The sequence below is a fragment of the Bilophila wadsworthia ATCC 49260 genome (genome assembly GCF_000701705.1).
Lineage (GTDB): Bacteria > Desulfobacterota > Desulfovibrionia > Desulfovibrionales > Desulfovibrionaceae > Bilophila > Bilophila wadsworthia.
Genome location: NZ_JNJP01000024.1, coordinates 1 through 25647 on the forward strand (window position 1 = coordinate 1; position 25647 = coordinate 25647).

The 25647-nt window shown below is 56.8% G+C and carries 24 protein-coding genes and 1 pseudogene; 19 read left to right on the top strand and 6 right to left on the bottom strand.

Going from position 1 to position 25647, the window contains the following annotated elements:
• A pseudogene (locus tag T370_RS0109925) lies at window positions 1–856 on the bottom strand (DNA primase family protein); the annotation flags it as partial.
• 342 nt (window positions 857–1198) lie between these two features.
• Here T370_RS0109925 and T370_RS0109930 point away from each other — a divergent pair.
• The 10 genes from T370_RS0109930 to mtnP all read left to right on the top strand — a co-directional run bounded on the left by T370_RS0109930 (window position 1199) and on the right by mtnP (window position 12225).
• The gene (locus T370_RS0109930) at window positions 1199–2395 is read left to right on the top strand and encodes a DNA polymerase IV (protein WP_029435624.1); all 1197 of its coding nucleotides are present in this window, start codon (window positions 1199–1201) and stop codon (window positions 2393–2395) included.
• A gap of 72 nt (window positions 2396–2467) precedes the next feature.
• On the top strand, window positions 2468–3586 hold the full coding sequence (locus tag T370_RS0109935; protein ID WP_029435625.1) for a glycosyltransferase family 4 protein: 1119 nt from the start codon (window positions 2468–2470) through the stop codon (window positions 3584–3586).
• A 23-nt stretch (window positions 3587–3609) separates the two neighbouring features.
• Window positions 3610–4959, top strand: coding sequence for a sugar transferase (locus T370_RS0109940; RefSeq protein WP_005026848.1), 1350 nt, complete (start codon window positions 3610–3612; stop codon window positions 4957–4959).
• 259 nt (window positions 4960–5218) lie between these two features.
• Window positions 5219–6376 carry a hydrogenase small subunit gene (locus T370_RS0109945; protein WP_029435626.1) on the top strand — a complete coding sequence of 386 codons (1158 nt, stop codon included), beginning with the start codon at window positions 5219–5221 and terminating at the stop codon, window positions 6374–6376.
• A 2-nt stretch (window positions 6377–6378) separates the two neighbouring features.
• Complete coding sequence (locus tag T370_RS0109950) at window positions 6379–8175, top strand: nickel-dependent hydrogenase large subunit (RefSeq protein WP_029435627.1); 1797 nt, start codon at window positions 6379–6381, stop codon at window positions 8173–8175.
• A 10-nt stretch (window positions 8176–8185) separates the two neighbouring features.
• Entirely contained in the window at window positions 8186–8878 is a 693-nt protein-coding gene (gene cybH / locus T370_RS0109955) for a Ni/Fe-hydrogenase, b-type cytochrome subunit (protein WP_029435628.1), read from the top strand.
• A gap of 2 nt (window positions 8879–8880) precedes the next feature.
• On the top strand, window positions 8881–9426 hold the full coding sequence (gene hybD / locus T370_RS0109960; RefSeq protein ID WP_029435629.1) for a HyaD/HybD family hydrogenase maturation endopeptidase: 546 nt from the start codon (window positions 8881–8883) through the stop codon (window positions 9424–9426).
• Between the two features lie 243 nt (window positions 9427–9669).
• Window positions 9670–10803, top strand: a complete 1134-nt coding sequence (gene mtnA, locus T370_RS0109965) for an S-methyl-5-thioribose-1-phosphate isomerase (RefSeq protein WP_005026837.1) — start codon at window positions 9670–9672, stop codon at window positions 10801–10803.
• A complete protein-coding gene (locus T370_RS0109970; RefSeq protein WP_029435630.1) occupies window positions 10793–11455 on the top strand; it encodes a class II aldolase/adducin family protein in 663 nt (220 codons plus the stop codon). Before mtnA ends, T370_RS0109970 begins: the two co-directional genes overlap by 11 nt.
• A 2-nt stretch (window positions 11456–11457) precedes the next feature.
• Entirely contained in the window at window positions 11458–12225 is a 768-nt protein-coding gene (gene mtnP, locus T370_RS0109975; protein ID WP_029435631.1) for an S-methyl-5'-thioadenosine phosphorylase, read from the top strand.
• Window positions 12226–12327: 102 nt separating this feature from the next.
• Here the strand turns inward: mtnP and T370_RS0109980 are convergent, their stop codons facing one another.
• Entirely contained in the window at window positions 12328–12552 is a 225-nt protein-coding gene (locus T370_RS0109980) for a hypothetical protein (protein WP_005026828.1), read from the bottom strand.
• A 348-nt stretch (window positions 12553–12900) separates the two neighbouring features.
• Here T370_RS0109980 and T370_RS0109985 point away from each other — a divergent pair, with 348 nt between their 5' ends.
• The 4 genes from T370_RS0109985 (at window position 12901) to T370_RS0110000 (ending at window position 16048) form a co-directional block, all read left to right on the top strand.
• The gene (locus tag T370_RS0109985; RefSeq protein ID WP_016360843.1) at window positions 12901–14172 is read left to right on the top strand and encodes a dicarboxylate/amino acid:cation symporter; all 1272 of its coding nucleotides are present in this window, start codon (window positions 12901–12903) and stop codon (window positions 14170–14172) included.
• Between the two features lie 301 nt (window positions 14173–14473).
• Window positions 14474–14647, top strand: coding sequence for a hypothetical protein (locus T370_RS25510; RefSeq protein ID WP_005026824.1), 174 nt, complete (start codon window positions 14474–14476; stop codon window positions 14645–14647).
• Window positions 14637–15389: a ubiquinone/menaquinone biosynthesis methyltransferase gene (locus T370_RS0109995; protein WP_016360842.1), complete on the top strand. Its 753-nt coding sequence runs from the start codon at window positions 14637–14639 to the stop codon at window positions 15387–15389. Before T370_RS25510 ends, T370_RS0109995 begins: the two co-directional genes overlap by 11 nt.
• 65 nt (window positions 15390–15454) lie before the next feature.
• Window positions 15455–16048 (top strand): GDSL-type esterase/lipase family protein, encoded by a 594-nt coding sequence (locus T370_RS0110000; RefSeq protein ID WP_029435632.1) that lies wholly within the window; start codon window positions 15455–15457, stop codon window positions 16046–16048.
• A 236-nt stretch (window positions 16049–16284) separates the two neighbouring features.
• On the opposite strand, the gene T370_RS0110005 is transcribed toward T370_RS0110000, so the two are convergent.
• Window positions 16285–16587 carry an integration host factor subunit alpha gene (locus T370_RS0110005; RefSeq protein WP_005026817.1) on the bottom strand — a complete coding sequence of 101 codons (303 nt, stop codon included), beginning with the start codon at window positions 16585–16587 and terminating at the stop codon, window positions 16285–16287.
• A gap of 401 nt (window positions 16588–16988) precedes the next feature.
• On the bottom strand, window positions 16989–17414 hold the full coding sequence (locus T370_RS0110010; protein ID WP_029435633.1) for an HIT family protein: 426 nt from the start codon (window positions 17412–17414) through the stop codon (window positions 16989–16991).
• A 246-nt stretch (window positions 17415–17660) separates the two neighbouring features.
• Here T370_RS0110010 and T370_RS0110015 point away from each other — a divergent pair, with 246 nt between their 5' ends.
• The 5 genes from T370_RS0110015 to cysK all read left to right on the top strand — a co-directional run bounded on the left by T370_RS0110015 (window position 17661) and on the right by cysK (window position 23195).
• Window positions 17661–18671, top strand: coding sequence for an elongator complex protein 3 (locus tag T370_RS0110015; protein WP_412096498.1), 1011 nt, complete (start codon window positions 17661–17663; stop codon window positions 18669–18671).
• A 342-nt stretch (window positions 18672–19013) separates the two neighbouring features.
• Complete coding sequence (locus T370_RS0110020; protein WP_029435635.1) at window positions 19014–20666, top strand: DEAD/DEAH box helicase; 1653 nt, start codon at window positions 19014–19016, stop codon at window positions 20664–20666.
• A gap of 14 nt (window positions 20667–20680) precedes the next feature.
• On the top strand, window positions 20681–21163 hold the full coding sequence (locus tag T370_RS0110025) for a hypothetical protein (protein WP_005026809.1): 483 nt from the start codon (window positions 20681–20683) through the stop codon (window positions 21161–21163).
• A 43-nt stretch (window positions 21164–21206) separates the two neighbouring features.
• Window positions 21207–22262, top strand: coding sequence for a glycosyltransferase family 4 protein (locus tag T370_RS0110030; RefSeq protein WP_029435636.1), 1056 nt, complete (start codon window positions 21207–21209; stop codon window positions 22260–22262).
• 27 nt (window positions 22263–22289) lie between these two features.
• Complete coding sequence (cysK, locus tag T370_RS0110035) at window positions 22290–23195, top strand: cysteine synthase A (protein WP_005026804.1); 906 nt, start codon at window positions 22290–22292, stop codon at window positions 23193–23195.
• A gap of 90 nt (window positions 23196–23285) precedes the next feature.
• Here cysK and dtd read toward each other — a convergent pair whose 3' ends face one another.
• Together dtd and T370_RS0110045 are read right to left on the bottom strand one after the other, a co-directional pair.
• Window positions 23286–23750: a D-aminoacyl-tRNA deacylase gene (gene dtd / locus T370_RS0110040; protein ID WP_005026803.1), complete on the bottom strand. Its 465-nt coding sequence runs from the start codon at window positions 23748–23750 to the stop codon at window positions 23286–23288.
• Complete coding sequence (locus tag T370_RS0110045; RefSeq protein ID WP_029435637.1) at window positions 23747–25570, bottom strand: long-chain-fatty-acid--CoA ligase; 1824 nt, start codon at window positions 25568–25570, stop codon at window positions 23747–23749. Before T370_RS0110045 ends, dtd begins: the two co-directional genes overlap by 4 nt.
• Window positions 25571–25647 lie beyond the last annotated feature (77 nt).

Here is a 25647-nt window from a genome sequence, read left to right on the forward strand (position 1 = left end):
GCTTGATCAGGGTATCCTTGCCGTTTCGCCCATGCTCGCCCCAAAAAATGATGAACACATGCTCCTTGCGGTCGCGGATCAGGCCGTAGCCGAGGAGCCGCCAGATGAAATCGACAAGCCGCTGGTTGCCGTCCATGCTCCGGAGCAGAAAAGCGTTCGTCTCCGGGCAGGGGTCTTCAAGCTCCAGCATGTCCGGCGCGTACTCGGTCAGGCAGGCATTCAGCAGGTAATCCTCCGGGCGCCCATCCCGAAGATCTCCCGTGCGAAGATCAACAACGCCGTTCGGACAAGGCAGGGAGTAATACTGCTTGTCGATGAAGTCCGGCATGATCAACAGGGGCTGGCGTGTCCTCCGCGTCATGACCAGCAGATCATCCTGTCCTGTCTTGCTTCGGAGCCGATCCACCCGACGGTATCCCTTGTCGGCTATGCCCTGTATCTTTTTTTTCAAGTCCTTTTCTTCATCGGAAACGGAATCGGCCTCCTGCTGCTTTTTGTCCGCAGCTTTCAGGTACCGCTCGCAGACATTTTCGATAGACTGATAGGCTTCGTTCCAATCGTCTTCGCGCCAGTGGTGGCGATTCCAGACGAGGAAGCGTTCCCAGTGCTTGACGTAAACGATCAACCCTCGGTGCAGTCGGTTGTAGAGCTTGGCGTCACCGATGCCGTTCTCTTGCATGTAAGCGAGCAGCTCATCCACGGGAATGTCAGGAGCCGTAACCTCTATCGGATGATAGAGCGATTGGCGGAGCGTCCGATCCTGCTCTACCTTTGCAAGCATATTTTTCTCTGAGGCGTTGAGCGTTTCGGCCTCACACCGCTTTTTGACCTGCCCGGCATATTTGTTCTTTTTCACTATAACACCTTAATTTTATTTGAAATAAATATGCCAACATTTTAGACAGCAGCTAACATCCCCAGAAAACATCTCGTTATTTTGGGGAGTTCATTTCGCAAGTCGTAGCCACAGTATGGGGTCGAACCGCCGTTGTTTTCTTCGCCAGCCCGGAAGGACCCGCGAAGGATATGGCTGTAGACTTCGCCCAAAGGACTCTTGTGGGCGTGCTTTTTTTGTGAGAGGGGATGTGGGGAGAGAGCTAACCTTGCTTGAAAAAAAACTCTGGTTAGCAATAGGTTAGCAAAAAGAAATGACACAAAACGAATCAGGAAAATAAATACTGTAAGGACAACTTGATATATGCAGAAATGGTTTATGCATGTGGATATGGACGCATTTTACGCTTCCATTGAGCAGAAAGACCATCCTGAACTGCGCGGCAAACCGGTCATCGTTGGCGGAGGCGGTCCCAGGGGAGTCGTCAGTGCGGCTTCCTACGAAATCCGGAAGTTCGGCGTCCATTCCGCAATGCCCATAGCACAGGCATTGCAGCTCTGCCCTCATGCTATCCTCGTTCCCGTGCGTATGGCACGCTATGCCGAGGTTTCCCGAACCGTCATTGATGTCTTGCGCTCGTATTCCCCCCGAGTCGAAAAAGCGTCCGTCGATGAAGCCTATCTTGACGCGACGGGGCTGGAACGGCTCTTTGGCCCTGTGGAAGACATGGCCCGGCGCATCAAACGCGAAGTGAAGGAAGTAACCGGAGGATTGACCTGTTCCATCGGGCTGGCCCCCGTCAAGTTTCTTGCCAAGATAGCTTCCGATCTGAACAAACCTGATGGGCTCAGCATCCTTTACCCAGATAAACTGCCCGCCTTCCTTCAGTCGCTTCCAGTGGAACAAATACCGGGTGTGGGAAAAACAATGGTCAGAGAGCTCCAAAGTCTTGCCATCCGCACTGCAGGCGATGTCCCCCGTTATCCCAAAGTGTTTTGGGAGCGCCGTTTTGGAAAAGCCGGCATAACCCTCTACGAACGGGCACAAGGTATTGACCCTCGCGAAGTGGAACCCTATACGCCTCCCAAATCAGAAAGCGCCGAAACGACGTTTGACATCGACACCCGCGATATAGGCTTCCTCAAGAGCTGGCTTTTCCGCCATGCGGATCGGATAGGGCGCACCTTACGGAAACAAAAGCTTCAGGGCCGCGTGATCACGCTCAAAATCAAATATGCAGATTTTCGGCTCATGACCCGCAGGATCACGCTTGATGCCCCGACCAGCGCTACGGAAACCATTTATGAAACAGCGTGTGATCTGCTCGATCACATGCGTCTTGAGGAGAAAATCCGGCTCATCGGTGTAGGCGTCTCCGGTTTCGACAGCCCGCCGCACCAATTGCGGCTCCCTACCATCGGAAAGGACAGTCAATCCAACGAAGAACGCCGCACCAAGCTGGACAAGGTCATGGACGAGCTTCAAGACAAGTTCGGCCAAACATCAGTCGTACGCGGGCGCCTCTTCCAGCAGGCGGCACAGCCCAAAAAACGGACCTGATCCTTTCCCTTCTGCGGGAAAGCCCCCTATCCCTCTTCCTTTCTCTTCGGCGCACTGCTATACTCTTCCGCCATGAACATCATTATTATGAATAATAGGGCCAGTTTTCTGGTCAGCTTTTGGAGTGTGCTCATCTCCCGCCTACAGGAAGAAGGGCATCAGGTAACGTGCCTCGTCCCTGCGGGCGATTCCGAAGCCGAAGCCACCCTCAAGGGGTTTGGGGCGAGTATCCGCAACTATCCTTTGGACAACAAGGGGCTGAATCCAGTCCATGATTTAAAAACTTGCCTTGCCCTGTACAGGATCTTCCGTGAGGAACGCGCCGATATCCTGTATGCGTCCACCATCAAGTCGGTCATTTACGGTATTCCGATGGCAGCTTTGGCGGGCATCCGATCCCGCTACGCCATGATTACGGGGCTCGGGTATATGTTTGAGGCCAACACCCCAGTAAAAAAGATGCTCACGTATCTGGCCTCCTCCCTCTATCGTATTTCGCTTTCTTTTAGCGATGCCGTGTTCTTTCAGAATACGGACGATGTCCAGACGTTTCGGGATTGGTATTGCCTGCCGCGCGGTGCCCATGTCGTCATGACCAAAGGTACGGGAGTGGATACGGACAAGTTTGCCGTGGCGCCTCTTCCCGAAGCCCCCCTTACATTCCTTCTTGTGGGAAGGCTTCTTGAAGCCAAGGGATTGTATGAATATGCTGAAGCGGCCCGTCTGGTAAAGAAACGGCATCCCAATGCCCGTTTCCAGCTTCTGGGTGCTCCCGAAAGCTCCAGGGGCGGAGTCCCTCTTGAAACGGTCAAGGGATGGGAACGGGAAGGTATTATCGAATACCTCGGCGTCACGCGTGATGTGCGCCCCTATGTCGGGCAGGCGAATGTTGTCGTTCTCCCCTCCTGGCGGGAGGGCTTGCCGTGTTCGCTCATGGAAGCCATGAGCATGGGACGTCCCATCGTGGCAACCGATGTTCCCGGATGCCGGGACGTGGTCGTCGACGGGAAGAATGGTTTTCTCGTGCCTGTACGGACCCCCGAGGCCTTGGCAAAGGCGTTGGAGTCGTTTTTGGAGGATAGCGCTCTGACGGCCCGTATGGGGAAGGAAGGAAGGTTCATTGCGGAAACAGAACTGGATGCCCGCAAGGCTGCCGATCTTATCCTCAGCGTCATGAAGTTGGTTTCGTAACGAGGATTCACTGGAGGTTTCCCTTGCTTATCAGCGGTTATCGCAAAGGGCTGTTTAAAGTTCTGGATGCCGTCTGCATCCTTGCGGCGCTCAGCATTACCGGGTGGTTTATGCTGCCTGCGGATCTTTCCGTTCTGGACGACTACACAGGGGCGTCGCTGTTCACCGTCGTCTCCTATCTTTTCTTCTTTTACGTGCTGGATGCCTATAACGTCGGGGCTGAAGATTTCAAGGACACCACAGGCCGGGTCCTCATAGCCTTCTTCCTTGGCGCCATCGCTTCCGCCTCCGCATTTTATGCGTTCCAGCACTGGCGTTTCGATCGCAGGACACTGCTGCTGCTCTTCAGCTTGTGCCTTTTGTTCTGCCTTGGCTGGCGTGCGCTCTATTACAAGCACATCGGCCGCTTTGTGCATAAAGCCAGAATCCTGCTCATCGGGACCGACCGTGCCGGGAAGGTACGCCAGACCATTTCCGAATCCCTGACCGACGCCGACATCGTCGGTTATGTGGGCGACTGCGATAACGACAGGGAAATCCCCTATCTTGGCACCCCCATGCAAGTTGAGGAAATCGCCAAACAGCAGAACGTCACCATGATTGTCTTGCTGCCCGACGCCCCCATCGACGAAGACATCGCTACCGAACTGCTACATGCCAAACTGCACGGGCAGATGATCGTCGATGTCCGCTCCTTCTGCGAACATATGGTGCACCGGCTCCCCGTCTCACAGATCAGCTCCGAATGGTTGCTCACGGAAGAAGGCTTTTCGCTCAATACCCGAGGTTCCCTGCGCCGCCTCAAACGGGCTTTCGACCTGTTCGCCACGCTCGGCCTGCTGATCTGCACATCGCCCATCATGCTTCTCACCGCCATTGCCATCCGTGTGGAATCTCCCGGCCCCGTCATTTACCGGCAGCGTCGCGTGGGCCTGTTCGGGCAGGATTTCACCGTCTACAAATTCCGCTCCATGCGTACCGACGCCGAGAAAAACGGTGCTGTCTGGGCCATGAAATCCGATCCGCGCGTCACCAAGGTGGGGAAAATCATCCGCAAGACCCGCATCGACGAATTGCCCCAGTTGTGGAACGTGCTCAAAGGGGAAATGAGCCTCATCGGACCTCGCCCGGAACGCCCTGAATTCGTCAAGGAACTGGAGAAGGAAATCCCCTTCTACAGCCTGCGCCACGCGGTCAAGCCCGGCGTCACCGGCTGGGCTCAGGTGTGTTACCCTTACGGCTCCTCCGTCGAGGATTCCCGCCGCAAGCTGGAGTATGACCTGTACTACGCCAAAAACATGTCCATCCTGCTGGACGTCCGGATCATCCTCAAGACCATCGGCGTGGTGCTCTTCCCCAAGGGCGCGCGCTAACCCTTCCCCTTCTCTCGTCAGGGAAAAGGCATACCGGAAAAAACGGTATGCCTTTTTTGTTTTCTCGGCACATTCTAACGCCTCAACGCCTCCAATCCCGCATTTATCATAGGGATACAGCTATCATGCGGTTGACGGACATCCCCGAAAAGGCTTCAGTGTGAAACAGGTACGGCAGAAAAAGAAGCCGTCCGTGCGGATGTGTCTTTTGCCAAGGACCCGTCTTGAACACAACGCTGACCAAAAGAAGGATGTATCCATGTTCAACCCAGAGGAAACCCAGTACGAAGTGCTGCGCCGCAGAGGCATCTGTCGACGTGATTTCCTGAAATTCTGCTCTATGGCGGCGGTTGCCTTGGGTCTTGGCCCAATGGGCCACCTCGAAATCGCCCACGCTATGGAAACCAAACCCTATCTGCCCGTTCTCTGGATCAACGGCCTTTCGTGCTCCTGCTGCACGGAATCCTTTATCCGTTCGGCGCATCCTTTGGCTTCCGACATCATCCTTTCCATGATCGCGCTGGACTATCAGGACACCATCATGGCGGCTGCGGGCGATCAGGCTATGGAATGTTTCGAAGAAGCCATCAGCACCTACAAGGGGCGCTATATCCTCGCGGTGGAAGGCAATCCGCCTCTTGGCGAAGAGGGCATGTACTGCATCGACGGAGGGCGTCCCTTCATGGACAAACTCCAGCGCGGAGCCGCCGGAGCCAAGGCCATCGTCGCATGGGGGACCTGCGCCTCATGGGGATGCGTGCAGGCTGCCCGCCCCAATCCGACTCAGGCGACCCCTATCCACAAAGTCATTCACGACAAGCCGATCATCAAGGTCCCGGGCTGCCCCGCCATCCCGGACGTTATGAGCAACATCGTCGCCTACATCCTGACCTATGATCAAATCCCAAAACTCGACTCTCAGGGACGCCCAGAGGTCTTTTACGGCAAACGCGTGCACGACCAATGCGTACGCCGCGCCCACTTCGACGCGGGCCAGTTTGTGGAATCTTGGGACGACGCCGCGGCGAGCCTCGGCTACTGCCTCTATAAAATGGGGTGCAAGGGGCCGACGACCTACAATGCGTGCCCCGTCACCCGGTGGAACAACGGGGTTTCCTATCCCATCCAGTCCGGCCACGGCTGCATCGGCTGTGCCGAACAGAACTTCTGGGATCACGGTTCCTTCTACAGCCGCATCACCAACATTCCCCAATTCGGAACCAACACGACTGCCGAAACCGTGGGCGTGGCCGCCGTCGCCGGCATCGGTGCCGGCGTGGTGACGCACGCGGCCATCAGTACCGCCGTGCACCTCAAGCACCGCTACGGCAAGGACAGCGACTGCTCCAAGGAAACCAAGACCGCACAGGCTGAAAAACCCGCTTCCAACGATTCCACCCCTTCTGAAAGGAACTGATCATGGCCTACGAATACACAACGCAGGGATACACCGTTAACGACTCGGGGCGGCGTCTTGTCGTCGACCCGGTTACGCGCATCGAGGGACATCTCAGGTGCGAGGTGAACATCAACGACGACAACGTGATCACCAATGCCGTCTCATGCGGGACCATGTTCCGGGGACTGGAAATCATCGTCAAGGATCGTGACCCCCGAGACATCTGGGCCTTTGTGGAACGCATCTGCGGCGTCTGTACGGGCACGCACGCACTCGCCTCCGTCCATGCCATCGAGGACGCGCTCAAAATCGACATCCCCGACAACGCGAACATCATCCGCAACCTGATGCAGCTGGCCTTATGGTATCATGACCACCTGGTGCACTTCTACCAGCTCGGCGGGCTGGACTGGATCGACGTGGTTTCCGCTTCCAAGGCCGATCCCAAGGAAACGTCCAGGCTTGCCCAAAGCCTTTCCCCGTGGCCGCAATCCTCTCCGGGCTATTTCGCCTCCGTAAAGGAAAAGCTGGTCCGCATCATCTCCACCGGTCAGCTCGGCATCTTCAAGAACGGCTATTGGGGGCATCCCGGCTACAAGTTCCCGCCCGAGGCCAACCTCATGCTGGTGGCCCACTATATTGAGGCTCTCGACTTCCAGAAAGACGTCGTCCAGATCCATACCGTCTTCGGCGGCAAGAACCCCCACCCCAACTGGTTGGTGGGAGGCGTGCCTCTGGCCCTCAACATCAATGGCAAGGGCGGGGCCGACGTCATCAACATGGAACGCCTAGAGCTCGTCCTGTCGATCATCAAGCGCTGCCGTGAATTCTCGGCGCAGGTGCTCGTCCCCGACAGCATCGCCCTCGCCAAGTTCTATCCGGAGTGGCTGCACCTCGGCACGGGCCTCTCCAACCAGTCGCTGCTGGCGTATGGTGCGTTTCCGTCCATCGCCAACGACTACTCGCAAAAAAGCCTGCTCATCCCCGGCGGGGCAATCATCAACGGCAACTTCAATGAAGTGTTGCCCGTCGACCTGTCCGACGAGGATCAGATCCGTGAAGAAGTCGGGCGCTCGTGGTACACGTATCCCAAGGGCGTTACCTCCCTGCATCCCTATCAGGGCGAAACCGTGCCTCACTTCGAGCTTGGACCCGCCACCAAGGGGAGCAGGACGGACATCAAGCAGCTTGATGAAAACGCGCCCTATTCGTGGATCAAGACACCCCGCTGGCGCGGCAACATGATGGAAGTGGGGCCGCTGGCAAGGACGCTTATCGCCTACCAGCTCAAGCAGCCGGACATCGTCGCCCGCGTCGACGATCTGTGTGCCCGGATCGGGGCGCCCGTCACGTCGCTGCAATCGACTATGGGCCGCATCCTCACCAGAGCGCAGGAAGCGCATTGGGCGGCCGACACCATGCAGGTCTTCTTCGACAAGCTCATAACGAACCTCAAGAACGGCGACAGCACCGCCGTCTTCACCAACAAGTGGGATCCCGACACATGGCCCCAGGAAGCCCGCGGCGTCGGCTTCACCGAGGCCCCCCGCGGCGCGCTCGGGCACTGGACGGTCATCAAAAACAAAAAGGTGGACGTCTACCAGTGTGTCGTCCCTACCACATGGAACGCCGCACCGCGCAGCGACGGCGGCCAGCTCGGCCCGTATGAGGCCGCCCTGCTCGGCACGAAGATGGATGTGCCCAAGCAGCCGCTGGAAATCTTGCGTACGCTCCACAGCTTCGATCCCTGCCTTGCCTGTGCGACGCACGTCTTGGGGCCGGACGGCAGCGAACTGCTGACGGTCCATATGGACTAAGGAGAACGCCATGAACGAACCTATTCAGGAAGAGAAACCCATCTATGTCTTCCAGCTGCCGATCCGCATCTGGCACTGGAGCATGGTGCTCTCGTTTCTCGTGCTTATCCCTACGGGGTACATCATCGGCAAGCCGTGGCATTCGCTGGACGGCGACCCGACCTATCTCTTTTACATGGGCTATACCCGCATGGCCCACTTCATCGCCGGATTCATCATCACCATCGGCCTGCTCTGGCGCATCATCTTCGCGTTCTTCGGCAACAAATACTCCAGACAGGTTTTCATCATTCCGTTCTGGAGAAAAAGCTGGTGGCTGGACCTGCTGTCGGACTTCCGCTGGTACCTGTTTCTCGACAGGACCCCGCGCGAGCACATCGGGCACAATCCGCTGGCCCAGCTCGGCATGATGACCTGCATCAACCTGCTCATCATCATGATCCTGACGGGCTTCGGCATGTACGTCCAATCGTCCGACTCGGTCATCCTCCAGCCATTCCATCTGGTGGTGGACTTCATTTACTGGATCGGCGACAGCGGGCGGGATCTGCACAGCTACCACCGCTTGGGTATGCTGTTCCTCATGTGCTTCATCATCATTCACTTGTATATGGTCATCCGTGAAGAAATCATGGGCAAATCCACGCTCGTCTCGACCATGTTCAGCGGATTCCGGCTGCTGCGCTCAGGAAAGGGAGGCTGATCATGGAACGGATCGTCGTATTGGGGCTTGGCAATATCCTCTATGGGGATGAAGGCTTCGGCGTCCGGGTCGCGGAACGGCTCTATTCGCGGTATGCCTTTCCCGACAACGTGGAAATAGTGGATGCCGGAACACAGGGGCACCCCTTGCTGGCCTTCGTGGAGCGGGCCACGCGCCTGCTGTTGCTGGACGCCGTGGACTTCGGGCTCCAGCCGGGGACCACCGTCGAGAAGGACAGCACAGGCATCCCGGCCTATTTGAGCGCGCACAAGATGAGCCTACACCAGAACAGCTTTTCCGAAGTGCTGGCCCTTGCGGAGCTGAAGGACTGCCTCCCGGAGGAAATCCGGCTGATCGGAGCCCAGCCTCTGGACATGACCTATGGAAACACGCTGAGCCCCCTGTTGCTGTCGCGGCTGGACACGTTGGTGGACATGGCGCTCCATCAGCTTCAGGCATGGGGCGTGCCCGGCCGTCCGGCGTGTCCCGAATCCGTATTCCAGAACCCTGAGATCTCGCTTGAGCGGTATGTTCCCTTGCCTGCCTGAGCGTCCTGCACGCTGACCCAAAGAGCGGGGAGAGGAAAACTCTTCCCGCTCTTTTCCATGCCTGCTCAAACACCAACGGGGCACACGGCGGATCGGCCACCGCTCTGGTGCAAGAAGTTTCCGTCCCCCACACTGACCGCTCCGCCGCAACAAAACCCTCTTTCCCCGCACTGTCCGCCTCTGGACATTCCTTCCACCCTACGGGTATGAGACATAAAAATATCCGATAGGGAGACTAAGGAAGTGAACATAGACGGGAAAGCGTATCGGACGATCTGGCTTGATGAGGCGGATCGCCTGCATGTCATTGACCAGCATGTGTTGCCCCATCGTTTCGAGACAGCGACGATCACGTCGTTCAGTGCGCTTTGTGACGCCATCCGGAACATGCTCGTCCGAGGTGCGGGGCTCATCGGCGCAACAGCCGGATACGGCATGTGGCTTGCCGCCTGCGAAGCTCCCGCGAAGGACACTGAAGCTTTCGACACGTTCATGTCCGACGCCGCAACCGCCTTGAAGCGAACCCGCCCCACGGCCTCCAATCTGGCATGGGCCGTTGACCGCCAGCTTGCCGCCATGACGCGGGGAAGTTCCCCGGAAGAAAAGCGGCATATCGCCAAAGTTACAGCCCAAGCCATCGCCGACGAAGACGCCGAGGCGTGCAAGCGCATCGGCGAACACGGAAAAACGCTGCTCGAAGCGCTGGCGGCAAAGAAAGCGAACGGAGCCCCCGTCAACATCCTGACGCATTGCAACGCGGGCTGGCTGGCCTTCGTGGACTACGGGTCGGCCTTGTCTCCCGTGTACGCGGCGCACAACGCGGGCCTTCCCGTGCATGTGTGGGTCGACGAAACCCGTCCCCGTAACCAAGGTGCAAGCCTCACGGCGTGGGAGCTCTCCCGGCACGGCGTGCCCCACGCGCTGATCGCGGACAATGCGGGCGGGCATCTCATGCAGCACGGGCAGGTGGACATCGTCATCGTCGGCGCGGACCGGGTTACCCGCAGGGGCGACGCTGCCAACAAGATCGGTACCTATCTCAAGGCACTGGCGGCGCACGACAACGGCGTTCCTTTTTATGTGGCGCTCCCCTCCTCGACGTTCGACTTTTCCCTTGATGACGGCGTGGCGGAAATCCCCATTGAAGAACGCGGAGCTGCGGAAGTCCGCATCATGAGTGGGAAAACGCCCGACGGCAGCGTGCTTGACGTCCAGATTTGTCCGGACGAAACCCCCGCCCGAAACTGGGCGTTCGACGTCACCCCGAATAGGCTCATCACAGGGCTCATTTCCGAACGCGGCGTCTGTCAGGCTACTCAAGAAGGCATCGACTCCCTGTATCCCGAATCCGCAGGAACGGCACGCCATGACAGCTGAGCCGATTGACGGCGTCGTCAAGTACCAAGCGAGCCATACAAGGGGAGACGTCGAGACGTCCCTCCGTACCTTGCCCGCTGGAATACGCGAAACGGCGCTTGATGCGCTGACGCTTTTTCCCGAGCTGGATGCGGCGCGCACGACGCTTCATGACGCGGGGCTCATCGGCGTTTACCCTTCCGGCATCGGTTACGGGAACGTCTCTTTGCGGCTGGCGGGGAACCTGTTTCTCATCAGCGGGAGCGGAACGGGCTCCAGCCGCCTTCTGGGAAAACAAGGTTACAGCCTCGTCCGCGCGTTTGACCCCCTCGAAAATACCGTGGCATCCTTCGGCCCCGTCCAAGCCTCTTCGGAGTCCATGACGCACGGGGCCGTTTATGGCGCGGCCAACAAAGCGCGCTGCGTCATCCACATCCACAGCCCATTCCTCTTTACGTCCCTGCTGGCGGAAGGCTTCCCCCGGACTCCGGAATCCGTCGCCTACGGAACCCCCGCCCTTTCCCGCGAAGTGGCACGCTTGATCACGGAAGAGCTTTCTCCTTCCGAAGGAATCTTTGTAACGGCCGGGCATAACGAAGGTGTTTTCGCGTACGGTGAAAGCATCGCCTCCACCCTCAACCTCATTCTTTCCCTGAACATGACAAAGGACTGATCATGGGCATCAAAGTAGGCATCATCGGCGGCAGCGGCCTCGACAACCTGAACATTTTTACCAACGCGCGGGATACATTTACCGGCACGGTATGGGGCGAGCCGTCCTCGCCGCTCCGGGAAGGCGAAATCGCGGGCATTCCCGTGGCCGTATTGGCGCGTCATGGGCGCAGCCATACGATTGCGCCCTCTTCAGTCAATTACCGGGCTAACATCCAGGCCCTCAAAGATGCCGGATGCACGCACATCCTCGCAACGACGGCGACCGGTTCCCTCCGGGAGGAAATCCGGCGCGGCGATCTCGTCATCCTCGATCAGTTCATCGACTTCACCAAACAGCGGAAAATGACGTTCCACGATTATTTCAAGCCGGGCCAGCCCGTCCATGCGCCCATGGCCGAACCGTTCGACGCCTCTCTTCGCCAAATCCTGATCGACGGCTGCCGCAAAAACGATTTCCCTTTCCATCCCACCGGAACCGTCGTCACCATCGAAGGCCCCCGCTTCTCCACCAAGGCGGAATCCCGCATGTTCCGGATGTGGGGGGCCGATGTCATCAACATGTCCGTTTCCACGGAAACGGCGCTTGCCAATGAAGCGGGCATCCCTTATGCCGCCGTGGCGATGTCCACGGACTACGACTGCTGGAAGGAGGACGAAGCCCCGGTAAGCTGGGAGGAAGTCTCTCTCGTCTTCAAGCAAAACGCCGAAAAGGTGACGACGCTGCTGGTTGAAAGCGTCCCCGCCATTGCGCAGGCCGCGTTGAAATAACTCCATCCGCCGCCTTAACGCCCGCAGCATACGCACGGCAAAACAAAGACAGCCCGAAAGGATTCCGGGCTGTCTTTGTTTCTTTCTGCGAAGCAGCAGGTCCTAGTGGAACCACCATTCCGAGCCTTCCGGCTGAACCGTCGTTCCGTGATAGGCAATCATCACGCCTTCGTTATCTTCGTTACGGTGGCAATATCTTTGGGCGAAGCGAATGGCGGTTGCCTTGTCCACATTTTCCGCAATCATTCCCGCATTCTTGTTTTCCGCATTCTTGCGAGCGACAAAAATGACGTCATAGGTCTTATTGTCCATCTGTCCTGTGCTCATATCGTCTCCGTTCGGATGAAAGCTTGAAGAAGCACCGAGACCATCCGGGAACGCACCGGGTGAAGGCTTCTCTTTGCATGGTTCTTTTTTGAGCCTGTTTGCGTGCACTTGTCAACCCTGCCGGACGAGCCCCTTTTCCCTTTTGGTCAGATCACCTCTCCGTGCGCGGCATATTGTGTATGGAATACCGATTTACAATCTTTCAACCTAGTTACTTTATTTAATAAATAGAAAAACAATTAGTTCTTGTCCTTTGCGCCACAATTGTCTATGACCGTAGAGCCGTACCTTGGTTGCCCTTTTGCAGGCAGCCGTTTTGACTACATCAATCGTAGAGGGGAGGAGATTATGTCAAAGAAACATTCCAAAATGAGCCTTCCGGTGCAGATGGTCATCGGGCTTGTCCTTGGCGTCATCGTCGGGAGCATGACTTCCGCCGAGTTTACCGCCGCCTACCTGCGCCCGTTCGGGCAGCTTTTCATCACCCTGATCCGCATGGTGGTCGTGCCTCTGGTCCTTGCCACGATTATTGCAGGGGCCGCGGGCATCCATGACCTGAGCAAACTGGGGCGCGTCGCCACCAAAACGCTCGTCTACTACTTCCTCACCACGGGCGTGGCCGTGGCCATCGGTTTGTTCCTCGCCAACATCATGCAGCCCGGCATTGGGCTGGATCTTTCCACGAAAGGCCTGGAGGCAAAGCAGATTACGCCGCCCAGCCTGATCCAGACCCTGCTCAACATCGTGCCTATGAACCCCATAGATGCCCTCGCCAAGGGCAACATGCTGCAGGTCATCTTCTTTGCCGTTATTTTCGGCTTTGCCCTGAGCTCCCTCGGCGAAACGGGCAAACCGCTGCTCCGTATTTTTGAACTCATCGGCGACGTGATGATCCGCATGACCAATATGGTCATGATGTATGCCCCCATCGGCGTGTTCGGCCTCATTTCCTACACCGTCAGCCAGCATGGCCTCAAGGTGCTCCTGCCTCTCGGCAAGCTCATCCTCGTCTCGGCCATCGCGTCCGTCCTGCACGTCATCATCTGTTACAGCCCGCTGGTCAAATATGTGGTCCGTATCCCGCTTCCCACGTTCTTCCGCGGCGTTTTCGAACCGTGGCTCATCGCCTTTACGACGTGCTCCAGCGCGGCGGCCCTTCCCACCAACTTGCAATCCGTACGCCGCCTCGGGGCCTCCAAGGGCGTTGCCAGCTTCTCCATCCCGCTCGGCAATACCATCAATATGGACGGCACCGCCATTTATATGGGCGTCGCGGCTGTTTTCGCCGCCGAAGTGTATGGCATCCCGCTGACCTTGAGCGACCAGCTTACCGTCATGCTCATGGGGCTTCTCGCCTCGATCGGCACAGCCGGCGTCCCCGGGGCTGGCCTTATCATGGTCAGCCTCGTCTTCACCCAGATCAGTATCCCGCTGGAAGCGTTGGCCCTGATCGCTGGCATCGACCGTGTGCTCGATATGATCCGCACCTCCATCAACGTCCTCGGCGATGCCACGGGTGCCCTGCTCGTTTCCAAGCTTGAAGGGGATCTGAATACGGAGCCTTTCGCGGAGAATGAGGATGTCAGTGAGCTGAACACCGGCACGGAAACCTTCGAATAATTCACCGCAACATCTTTGGTATTGAGGCGTCTTCCCCAAAAGGAAGACGCCTCTTCCTTTGATCCGGCTCAGTTGCGGTAGAAACCAACACTATTGATACGGCCCCATGCCATATGCGGACTTTTGCCGACCTGGTGGAGGCTACACCGCTCGACCGGAATACGCTTACGTGATATGTATGAAAAAAACGGGGAGGAGCATGGCCTGTTTCTTCCTGTTTTCCCCGTCCGGTTTTGTCCATTGTGGTCAAGGCCATTCCCCAACGGACGGGTTTTCCGACACTGAACCGTGAGGGGTACTCATGGGTAAAGAAAATAAAGAAGCGTTGCAGGTTACGAAAGAAATCATCGTCAAATTCATCGAAACCCAGCGTATTTCTCCGAGCAACTTTGCGGAACATTTCCCCGCCATCTACAAGATTGTTCTCGATACGCTGGAAGACAACGCGACACAGGATGACACCAGTGAACGCTGAAAACTCTCAAGAACTACTTGAAGAAAAAACCGGAACGGCGACCGACGCACACGCGGCAAAAGTTTCGGGGCTCTTCGCCCGTATCGTCAAATGGTATGATCCGCTAAACAGGCTCTTAAGCCTGGGTTTGGACCAAGGCTGGCGAAAATGCCTTGCCGATGCCGTACTTCCCGGGCAGGCGGAAGGAAAGCGGGTTCTCGATCTTGCTGCGGGTACGTTGGATGTTACATTAGCGGTGCGCAAGCGCCACCCCGCCGCACAGGTGCTGGCAATGGACTTTTGCCCTCCCATGCTGGTGCATGGGCAAAAGAAGCTTTCGGGAGAAGACAAAGACTTCGTTCTTTCCGTCGGGGCCGACGCACGAGCCCTGCCTCTCCCCGACGCGTGTATGGACGGCCTCACCATGGCTTTCGGCATCCGCAACATTGCCCCCCGCTCAGCCTCCTTCGCGGAGATGGCGCGAGTCCTCAAGCCCAGAGGCCGGGCCTGTATCCTGGAATTTGGGACGGGAAAGACGCGTATTTGGCTCGGCATCTACAATTTCTATCTGAAAAGGATATTGCCTGTCGTCGGCAGGCTTTCCGGAGATCCCGGTGCCTATGCCTACCTCGCCAGGAGCATCATCGAATTCCCCTCGGCGGATGCCTTGAGCGATGAAATGCGCGCGGCGGGTTTCAAACGGATTTACCATATTCCGTTGTGTTCGGGCATTGTCTGCCTGCATGTGGCAGAGAAAGGATAGAGGCATTGCTGCGGCAGGAAACACAGGAATCATGCAGACTGGTTTGCTGAAACAAGGAGAGGACTGTGAAAACATTTTTCTTTTTTGGCGACTCCATCACTCTGGGGGTCAACGATACCCTTGCCGGAGGCTGGATCGGAAGATTTGCCGGATTGGCGTCCCAGCGCGCCGGCCTTCCCGTCCCGCCTTCCACCTTCTACAATCTGGGCGTCCGCAAACATTCGAGCCTTCAAATCCGAGAACGCTGGGCTTCCGAATACCGCTCCCGTGTCAATGACGCCACCGTGCCCTATTTGATTTTCTGTTTCGGCACCGTAGACATGGCGGCTCCCAACGGCAATGTCGCTGTCCCTATGCAGGAAAGCACCCAAAACGCCCAAGCCATTCTTTCCGAAGCGCAGATGGAAGCTCCGGTCCTCATGATGGGGCCTCCCCCGGTGAAAAACCCGAATCACCTGGAACGGCTGAACAAATTGAACGAAACCTATGCCGGGCTCTGCCTCGATCTCGGTGTCGCCTATCTTGATCTTCTCAAAGGGCTCCCCGCCGTATACGTCGCCGATCTGGATGACGGGCTCCATCCGGGAAAAACGGGAAACATGCTGATTGCCGAACAGCTTCTCAATGCCCCAATCGTACAGGGCTGGATCCGAAGCTGAACCGCCCATACCCATAACAAAAGCGCCCGCTCATGATGCATGAGAGGGCGCTTTATTGTATTCCTCCAAAGCAATCTGTGCCGGGAAGCGGGAAATGCGGAAGCGATGGGACAGGTACAAAAGCCTTTGAAAGGGAAGGACGTACTCAGCACAGGCAGAGCGAGAGAAGGGAGGGAAAGCTTTTTTCAAAACTTTTCCCTCCCTTCTCCATACATATCTTTCAACGTTAAAAGGGGCTAGGCTTCAACTTCCTCGCCGTTCAATTCCGCACGGAACTTGCGAGACAGACGGAACACGACCACCTTGCGGGGAGGGAGCGTAATGGTTTCATCCGTTTGAGGATTGCGGCCCTTGCGCGCTTCCTTGTCGTAAGCCTCGAATTTCCCGAATCCGCTCACCAAGAGGGCATCATCCTTCTTGATGGCCTGCTTCATCAGACCAAGCAGAATTTCCACCGTGTTCTTCACATCAGCGCGATTTCTGTCGGTCTTCTCATAAATGGCTTCTACAATATCCGCTTTGGTCAGTGCTCTGTTCATAGTTCCTCCATACTTCCCAAAATGTTCGAGCATCCAGAGCATTCCACAAGTATCGTTTCCTCCGCGAGACATTCCGTCGCAATGCCCTTTGACGAAAGGCCTCTCTTGAGGAGAACTGGAGACTCTTCGTTGTTGCCGACTCCCAAATATGCTTTTCTCAACGCCCTGTGCAACCCGTCGTCGCTCCTATCGGGCCCCTACACAGTTTTTTTGTAAAGAAAAACAGGCAAAACCACTTTTCTCGCTCCTTTTCGGACACATCTTCCCCCAAAGACGCACTATCACTCGAAACGAGGTTTGCCTGTCCCTAAGTATACTCTCTATTTATCTATAGTTCAAGAAGATTGCACGCCTACAGCGGGAGAATATGACCCTTTTCTGCTCATCCTTGAAATCGTCGGTTATAGTTTTTCCCGGATGGCGTCAGCAAGGGCCGCCATCTCCTGCATATCTTGATATGCTCCCTGCGGCCACGCCGTATAACCGTCATCAGCAAAACGAGGAATGAGATGCCAGTGCACGTGCGGAACTTGCTGCCCCGCAGCGGAATAGTTATTCTGAACGACATTCAGACCTTCCGCACCCGTCGCCTTCATAACGGCAGATCCCACCTGCTTCATAGCAGCAAATAACGTTTCGCCTATACCAGCGGGCATATCGAACAGCGTTTCCATATGCCCCTTAGGAACAAGCAGAGTATGTCCTTTGTTGACGGGGCTGATATCCAGAAAAGCTATCAGCTCTTCGGATTCAAAGACGGATGTGCAAGGGATATCCCCTCGTGCGATTTTACAAAAAATACAATCTTCATGTTGTGATGCAGGCATAGCGGCTCCTTTTTCTTACCTCGGGCTCGACCTCCACGGTGAACTGTGGAATAGTCTCTGAACAAAACACTGTGTACAAATCGATAAGCGCCAAGGTATACCAACACTTATCGTCTAATACCAAACAAATCAACAGGTATGAAAAAAAACTCTTCCACGGGACGCCATGCGCGCGAGTGCCTTTTTCCGGTCGGCAACCCCGGCTCATCAGACCCGCGACAGCGTCCCGCCATCGTCCCTTTCTTTTTGCCTTTTGCAGGCTGCCCACATCGTTGCCTCTTTTGCGCTCAAGACAAGCAGACGGGGCACACGCGACCTTCTGATTGCCTACCATACCCACAAGCTCTTGCCAATCTTTTGTCCGAGTTAGAGACGCATCACATGGAGCGGACGGCCTCTCGTCCCATCGAATTGGCCTTCTACGGCGGTACGTTCACCGCTCTCCCTGAACGCCTCCAGATGGAATGTCTGGCGTTGGCCATGCAAGCCAAAGAAAAAGGCATCGTATGCCGGGTCCGGTGTTCGACGCGCCCTGATGCGCTCCGCCCGGATCGGTTGCAGGCATTGCGCCATGCGGGACTGGATCTTGTTGAGCTGGGAATACAGTCATTCCATACCGAAGCGCTGTTGGACGTGCAACGGGGCTACAATGGCGATAGGGCACGGGAAGGCTGCCGTTTGATCAAGGAAAGCGGCCTCAAACTCGGCATCCAGCTACTCCCCGGTATGCCCGGCTCCACTCCGCAACGCTTCTCTGAAGATGTGGAAGAGGCCCTTGCGTTTTCTCCTTCCTGTTTGCGTTTTTATCCCTGTCTCGTCGTGGATGGTACGCCGCTGGCGGAACGGTGGAGGATAGGCCAATATGCGCCCTGGGAACTGGACACGACCATAACCACCCTCGGGAAAGCCCTTGCCTCTGCATGGGCACGGAGAATCCCCGTCATCCGGTTGAGCCTCGCCCCGGAGCGCGAACTGGATGAATCCGTATTGGCGGGGCCCCGCCACCCGGCACTCGGCAATATCATCCAAAGTGAAGCGCTGTTCGAAACGGTCCGTTCGCATTTCGCTTTGAACGGCTTCCTGCCGCCGGATGAACTCTTCTTCCCCCAATATTGCCAAGGCTTTTTCTCTGGCCATAAGGGGAGCCTGCTTCCCCGCTGGGAGAAACTCGGCATTCAGCCCTCATCCATCCAATGGGTTGAGGGTGAATATGCTTCGTTGCGCTGGAACAAGCCCTTAGAAGAGGTGTTATCATAGGAACGAGATCCTTCATGGGCTCTGCTCTCCGGAAAATACCCACGAAACGGCCTCTCTCAGAGCTTGCCTTGTGTGGCAGGTCTGTTATCATTCTTCGCTTGCGTTGCTGAGGTTTGGCTTTTTCTTTTTTCGACTGGCTGCCCAACATGCCGTCGGCTCTGCTTGCCGGAGACCGTACGAGACAATCCCTCGTAACGCCTTTGCCGTTTTTTGTTTGAAAAAATTTCCGCTCCGTACCGGGCAACCATCGTGCTATGTCGATTCGGCTTTCCGATACCTATCAAATAGGGACGTTCCCGGAGCCCGGAGTTCTCGTTTCACCTTTTCACTTTTGGACATCACATGACCGAACAAATGCAAGAGGCCAAGGCCACCCCGGCTGCCCAGAAGGCCAAAGCCAAGTCTCACCCCTCCAACACCATCCAGACGTCTTCTGAAATCATCTCCGTCGACGAGCCCGAAAACGCCCTCCCGGAAGTCTCCCTCGCCGATCTGCCTCAATTGCTTCAGACAGCCTGCGCCAAGGCCGGGTGGAACAACCTTATGCCCGTGCAGTCCCGCGCTCTCCCCTATCTGCTCGAAGGAAGGGATCTCATGGTCCAGTCCCGTACGGGCAGCGGTAAGACGGGAACCTACCTGCTTCCGCTCATGGCCCGCCTGAACCCGGCCATGCCCGCCGTACAGGCGCTCATTCTCGTTCCGACCCGCGAGCTTGCCGTTCAGGTGGAACAGGAAGCCAAAACGCTTTTCAAAGGGAGCGGCTTTACCGTGGCCGCCGTCTATGGCGGAGTCGGCTACGGCAAGCAGATGGACGCGCTCCGTCAGGGGGTCAGCGTTGTTGTGGGGACGCCAGGCCGTGTGCTTGACCATCTCCTGCGGCGCACGCTCAACCTTGATCATATTTCCGCTCTGATTTTTGACGAAGCCGACCGTATGCTTTCCATCGGCTTCTATCCGGATATGAAAGAAATACAGCGGTACCTGCCCGAAACGTCCATCCATGCGATGCTGTTCTCGGCTACCTATCCGCCCCATGTGCTCAAGCTGGCGGGAGAATTCCTGACCGATCCCCAGATGCTCTCCCTGTCCACGACGCAGATCCATGTGGCGGAAGTCCAGCATCTCTATTGCGAATGCAAGAGCATGGAAAAGGATCGCACGCTGATCAAGATTCTGGAAGTCGAAAACCCGGCCTCCGCCATCATTTTCTGCAATACCAAGGCTACGGTGCACTTCGTGACCGCCGTATTGCAAGGCTTTGGATTCAACGCCGACGAGTTGTCCGCCGACCTGTCCCAGAGCCGCCGCGAAGATGTCCTTTCCCGGCTGCGCAAGGGCACCATCCGGTTCCTCGTCGCCACGGACGTGGCCGCACGCGGCATTGACATTCCCGAACTCTCCCATGTGTTCCTCTACGAGCCGCCGGACGACAGGGAATCCTACATCCACAGGGCGGGACGCACCGGGCGCGCCGGAGCCGCCGGTGTGGTCATTTCCCTCGTCGACATCATGGAAAAAATGGAACTCCAGCGGATCGCCAAGTATTTCAAGGTACCGCTCACCCAACACATGGCCCCTACGGACGAAGAAGTCGCCCATGCGGTCGGTATGCGGGTTACGGCCCTCCTCGAAGCCCGTTTCCGGCAGCTCAACGGGCTGGAACGTGAACGCATGAAGCGTTTTGAGCCGCTGGTGCAAAGCATCGCGGAAGATCCGGAACAACGGCATTTGCTGACGCTGCTTCTCGATGATTGTTACCAGAAGAGCCTCAACCCCACGGCATTCCTTCCGGCGGGTACGCCGCGTAAGGAATCGGAGGGTGCAGCGCGGCCCCCCAAGCCCCATACCGGCGGCGGGCGGCGCGGCCCGCGGGAAAACGGTCCTCGCCGAGAAGGCGGCCGACGCGAAGGCCAGCCATTCTCCAAGGAAGGCAAGCGCGAAGGCGGCCGCGGCTTTAAGGGGCGCAAACGTTCTTCCGACAAACCTTCCGACTGATTCCGGAGCGGATTGTGTCAACAGTCTCTCAAGGCTCTCTGCCCGATATGACGGAAGAGGTGCTGGGAAACTTCTCCGCCATACTGGAAAGTATGGATTTTGCCCAGGAGCTCGAGCTCCTGGGCATACGGAAACTGCATTTTCGCCAGAGAAAACGGGCCATCCGGGAACTGCGCGCCATGGGTATCGGCCTCTGGCGTCTTGGGCTGAAACGCTCATTCCCCTCCGATGGCGAGTTCCTCTTCGAACGTTTCATGCTTGGGCTATACGAACAGGCACATACCAATAAAGAACGGGAACAGGCCAACGCCTTTGATCTCCTCGTGCGATCGTATATCGACAAATTCGGGGAGCGCGGCGATACGGACTTTACGACCGTAAGCGGGCATATCGTTTCCCTCTTCCGGCGCAAGCCTGGAGACACTGCGGCACAGCGGCTCAAGCTGGCCCTGCTCATGCGGAACACCTATACCGATATCTTTCGCCATCTTATCTGAGCAAACGCGTTTTCACACACAGCGCTCCGAAAGAGAGGACGTCATGCGCGTAATCATCATTACCTCGTCCAGCAACCGCAGCGGCGGTACACGCCAAGCAGTCTACCAAGCCCAGGGGTTGAGCGAACGGGGCCATGATGTGGCACTCTGTCTCCCCCATGATTCGACGCTCTGGGAATTGCCCAATGCGACATCCAATCCCCTCTGGAATATGTTGCCGGAAGATCCGGCGCAACACCGTACCTATGTGGAAAGCCTCTTCCCCTCGCCGGATACGCCGACCATCGTTCACGCCTTTCACAATAAGGCTGTAAAACGCGTTGCATGGTGGGGCCTGTTTTGGCGGAACCGGAAGCTGGCCTGCGTCGCACATCGCGGCGTCATATACCGCCCGGGTAATCCCCTCCCCTACCTTTCGCCTTCAATGAAGGCCTTCCTTCCCAATTCGGAAGCCTGTGCCCGGGCAATCAGCTGGTGTTGCCCCAAGCACAAAATCCACGTCATCCCAAACGGCATTCCCGATGATCGCGTGATTCCCACGCGCCCCGCCTCCGCCGTAAAACAGGAACTGGACATCCCCGAGCAAGCCCTTATCTTTACCTATGTGGGAAACAATAATCCTGCCAAGGGGATAGAACCGCTTCTGAAGGCTTTTTCCTCCGCTTGCCTTGACGCATATCTGGTCATGGTGGGAGCCAACCCCGATCTCTGGCTTCCTCTCTGCGATACGCTGGGAATCCGAGAAAAAGTCCGTCTCATAGGGCAGACCGAACGCGTCAGCGATTACCTCCAAATAGCCGATGCATTTGTCTTCCCTTCAAAGAATATGGACTCGGCTCCCAATACGCTTCTCGAAGCCATCCGCATGGGGTTGCCCGTAGTGGCGGCGACAGTGGGCGGAGTTCCTGAAATAGCTCAAAATAATGGGCTGCTGGTTCCGCCGGATGATACGGAAGCCTTAACGCGAGCCTTACAGGAAATGGCCTCTGATCCTGAGCGCCGGAAACTGTGGGGAGCGAACAGCGCCCGCAGAGGGCAAAGCTACTCCGTCGAAGCGCGATGTGTCGAATTGGAAAAAATATATCATTCCGTCCTGTAACCTGCTCTCGGAGCAAAAGGAAACGTTATGGATCTGTTGCAGAGCATCGGAAAAACGCCGCTGATACGGCTCGCCAAACTGACCGCAGGTCTTGACGCGGAGATTCTGGTCAAAGTCGAATCCCGCAACCCGGGAGGCTCCATCAAAGACCGTGCCGCCCTCCGTATGATTCAGGGGGCTCTCGAAAAGGGCACCCTCAAGCCGAACGGAACCATTGTCGAACCGACCAGCGGAAACACCGGCATCGGCTTGGCGGTCGTATCCACATGCATGGGGTTCAAGCTTATCCTGACCATGCCGGAATCCATGAGTGACGAACGCAAAGCCCTGCTCCGCGGTTTTGGGGCGGAACTCATTCTCACCCCCGCCGCGAAGGGTATGGGTGGGGCCGTTGAGGAAGCCCAGCGGCTGGCCGCCACGGAAGGCTATGTACTTCTGGATCAGTTCTCCAATCCGGATAATGCGGAAGCGCACTACCGCACGACGGGTCCGGAAATCCTCTCGGACGCCGGAACGGTGGATGCCTTTGTTGCGGGCGTCGGCACAGGCGGAACCATCACGGGGACAGGGCGCTACCTGCGCGAACACCTTCCCTCGGTGGGGCTGTTCGCTGTCGAGCCTGCGGAATCGGCCGTCCTTTCGGGCAATCCCGCAGGGCCGCACCTTATTCAAGGCATTGGCGCCGGTTTCGTTCCCGCGTTGCTGGATCGCTCCCTGCTGACCGAAGTGCTGCCTATCCCCGGCCTGGAAGCCATCAAAATGGCCCGGCGCGTCATGACGGAAGAAGGCATTTCCTGCGGCATTTCATCCGGCGCCAACGTCGCGGCGGCGCTTCTTCTGGCGAACAGACCGGAATGGAAAGGAAAGCGCATTGTGACGGTTCTGCCCGACACCGGCGAGCGCTATCTCTCCACCCAGCTTTTCAAAGCGTAACAGCTGACATCCCCCAATCACTCAAAACAAAAAGGACGGCGTTTCAACGAGCCGTCCTTTTTGTTTTGGGCTGTCACATTCGCTTATCCGCTAAAAATCCGCTGAGTCCAATAAGAGCGTTACCGGCCCCCAATTCGTGAGGGAAACGTCCATGTCCGCAGCGAACACACCCTGCTGGACTCGTCCCGGCAGCCTGGATCGCACATCTTCCACAAAGTGCTGAAACAACGGTTCCGCCACACCCGGAGGCGCCGACAGGTGGAACGAGGGGCGCCGCCCTTTTCGCGAGTCCGCGTACAGCGTGAACTGGGAAACCAGAATGATTTCTCCGCCGGCTTCCTCTATCCCTCTGTTCATCTTCCCCTCATCATCAGGAAAAATGCGGAGCCCCACCATCTTTTCGATCAGCGTATTCCAGAGCTTGCCGCCGCGCAGATCAATCGTATCCTCCGGGCCAAAACCAACGAGGACAACCAAGCCCTTGCCGATGGATGCCACGTTCTGACCTTCAATGGTGACTTTTCCCTCACGGACCCGTTGAAGAAGCAGTCTCATGCGTTTCCGTCCGTCTTCTCGGGTTCGCCCTGCGTTTTTGCTTCCTTTTCTCCGATTCCAGCCTCCGGAGCGGAAACCTCTTCCTTCGAGGTTTCTTCGGGGACAAGCTGTTCTTTATCCTGTTCCGTATCGCTCTTGTGCAGTTCCTCTTCCCGCAGGATGCGCCGCAACACTTTGCCGACCATCGTCTTCGGCAGTTCCTCACGGAATTCGATCAAGCGAGGCACCTTGAAGGAAGCCAGTTTCTGGCGACAGAAGGCCACGACTTCCGGTACGGTCAGATTCGCCCCTTCCTCCGGGACGATATACGCCTTGACGGTTTCACCACGGGAGCGGTGATTAACGCCCACGGTAACGGCTTCCCGAATTTTGGGGTGCGTGTGGAGGACTTCATCGATTTCACGAGGATAGACGTTATAACCACCGACGATGATCAAATCCTTTTTACGGTCGACAATGTAGAAATAACCTTCTTCATCCATGTAGGCGATATCGCCGGTGTACAGCCAGCCGTCGCGGATGGTCCGGGCGGTTTCTTCCGGGCGGTTCCAATAGCCCTTCATAACCTGCGGCCCCTTGATGACCAACTCCCCGATCTCATTGTGAGCCAAAACCCTTTCACCGTCTTCCGTGTCGACAATACGGGCGAGGGTTCCGGGAACCGGCACACCTATGGAACCCGGCTTCTGCTTCCCAAACACGGGGTTGGCATGGGTAACGGGCGAAGCCTCGGTCAGCCCAAAGCCTTCCGTAATGGGCGTGCCCGTCACTTCTTCAAATTTCTTCAGCCATTCGACAGGCATGGGGGCTGATCCCGAAATACAGAATATGATATGGTGCAGATCGTACTGGGCCAGATTTTTCTGCTGCAACAGGGAAATATAGACGGAAGGAGCGCCGATGAACGCCGTGAACTGGTACTTTTTGAATGCCTCCAACATGTCGGCGGGGACATACCGCGGCATGGGGACCACTCGTGCGGCCATCCTTGCGGGCAGCAACAATGTAATCGTCAAACCGAACACATGGAACAAAGGCAACAGGGCCAGAAACACATGTTCCTTTTCCGGGGGCTGCTGAATGATCGCCATCAGCTGGGTAAGGTTGGCCAATAGGTTCGCGTGGGTCAGCATGGCCCCCTTGGAAAGCCCCGTGGTCCCCCCCGTGTACTGCAACAAGGCGATGGTCTCATGAGCATCCGTCACTTCCACGCTCAGGCGCTCGGTCGTTTTGAAAAGGTCCTTCCACGCTACGACCTCTTTTCCGTCAAACGGAACGGGAACCCATGTACCCTGCCGCCGGGCCGAAAACGGCTGCAGCCAGCTCAAGGGAAATTTCAGCGCATCACGGACACGCGTCACATAACAGACGTCCAGTTCGAGCTGTTCCCGCAGAGCCCCGATCTTGGGCCAAAAAATATCAAGGGTGATGAGATGTTTTGCGCCGGAATCCTTGATCTGATGCGTCAGCTCGGATTCCATATAGAGAGGGTTGGTCATGACGGCGACCGCTCCGGCCTTCATGACACCCCAGAATGCGATGAATGTCTGAGGGAGATTCGGGAGCATGATGGAAACGCGATCTCCCGGCCTGACCCCGCGCCGCCGGAGCGAAGCGGCCAGTTTTTCAGCTAATTCTTTCAATTCCCTATAGGAAATATGCGTATTTTGAAAGACGATGGCTTCACGCTGTCCGTATGTTTCCGCCGCAGTGTCGAGAATATTTTGCAGCCCTCCCTCGGGGATGACTATGTCATGCGGCACACCTTTGTCGTAAGAAGAAAACCAAGGACAGTCCATGCCCTGCTGAAGGTCGCTCATAACGGCTCACGATGCGAAAAAGGTTAGAATTACCCCACGGAAAGGGCCCGTACTGCTTGTTACACCAACATACAAAG

What these genes read in the sequence shown, in the direction of transcription:
- T370_RS0109930 (WP_029435624.1), top strand. Translation starts at nt 1,199, where the DNA reads ATGCAGAAATGGTTTATGCATGTGGATATGGACGCATTTTACGCTTCC.
- T370_RS0109935 (WP_029435625.1), top strand. Translation starts at nt 2,468, where the DNA reads ATGAACATCATTATTATGAATAATAGGGCCAGTTTTCTGGTCAGCTTT.
- T370_RS0109945 (WP_029435626.1), top strand. Translation starts at nt 5,219, where the DNA reads ATGTTCAACCCAGAGGAAACCCAGTACGAAGTGCTGCGCCGCAGAGGC.
- T370_RS0109950 (WP_029435627.1), top strand. Translation starts at nt 6,379, where the DNA reads ATGGCCTACGAATACACAACGCAGGGATACACCGTTAACGACTCGGGG.
- cybH (WP_029435628.1), top strand. Translation starts at nt 8,186, where the DNA reads ATGAACGAACCTATTCAGGAAGAGAAACCCATCTATGTCTTCCAGCTG.
- hybD (WP_029435629.1), top strand. Translation starts at nt 8,881, where the DNA reads ATGGAACGGATCGTCGTATTGGGGCTTGGCAATATCCTCTATGGGGAT.
- T370_RS0109970 (WP_029435630.1), top strand. Translation starts at nt 10,793, where the DNA reads ATGACAGCTGAGCCGATTGACGGCGTCGTCAAGTACCAAGCGAGCCAT.
- mtnP (WP_029435631.1), top strand. Translation starts at nt 11,458, where the DNA reads ATGGGCATCAAAGTAGGCATCATCGGCGGCAGCGGCCTCGACAACCTG.
- T370_RS0109980 (WP_005026828.1), bottom strand. Translation starts at nt 12,552, where the DNA reads ATGAGCACAGGACAGATGGACAATAAGACCTATGACGTCATTTTTGTC.
- T370_RS0109985 (WP_016360843.1), top strand. Translation starts at nt 12,901, where the DNA reads ATGTCAAAGAAACATTCCAAAATGAGCCTTCCGGTGCAGATGGTCATC.
- T370_RS25510 (WP_005026824.1), top strand. Translation starts at nt 14,474, where the DNA reads ATGGGTAAAGAAAATAAAGAAGCGTTGCAGGTTACGAAAGAAATCATC.
- T370_RS0110005 (WP_005026817.1), bottom strand. Translation starts at nt 16,587, where the DNA reads ATGAACAGAGCACTGACCAAAGCGGATATTGTAGAAGCCATTTATGAG.
- T370_RS0110010 (WP_029435633.1), bottom strand. Translation starts at nt 17,414, where the DNA reads ATGCCTGCATCACAACATGAAGATTGTATTTTTTGTAAAATCGCACGA.
- T370_RS0110020 (WP_029435635.1), top strand. Translation starts at nt 19,014, where the DNA reads ATGACCGAACAAATGCAAGAGGCCAAGGCCACCCCGGCTGCCCAGAAG.
- T370_RS0110030 (WP_029435636.1), top strand. Translation starts at nt 21,207, where the DNA reads ATGCGCGTAATCATCATTACCTCGTCCAGCAACCGCAGCGGCGGTACA.
- cysK (WP_005026804.1), top strand. Translation starts at nt 22,290, where the DNA reads ATGGATCTGTTGCAGAGCATCGGAAAAACGCCGCTGATACGGCTCGCC.
- dtd (WP_005026803.1), bottom strand. Translation starts at nt 23,750, where the DNA reads ATGAGACTGCTTCTTCAACGGGTCCGTGAGGGAAAAGTCACCATTGAA.
- T370_RS0110045 (WP_029435637.1), bottom strand. Translation starts at nt 25,570, where the DNA reads ATGAGCGACCTTCAGCAGGGCATGGACTGTCCTTGGTTTTCTTCTTAC.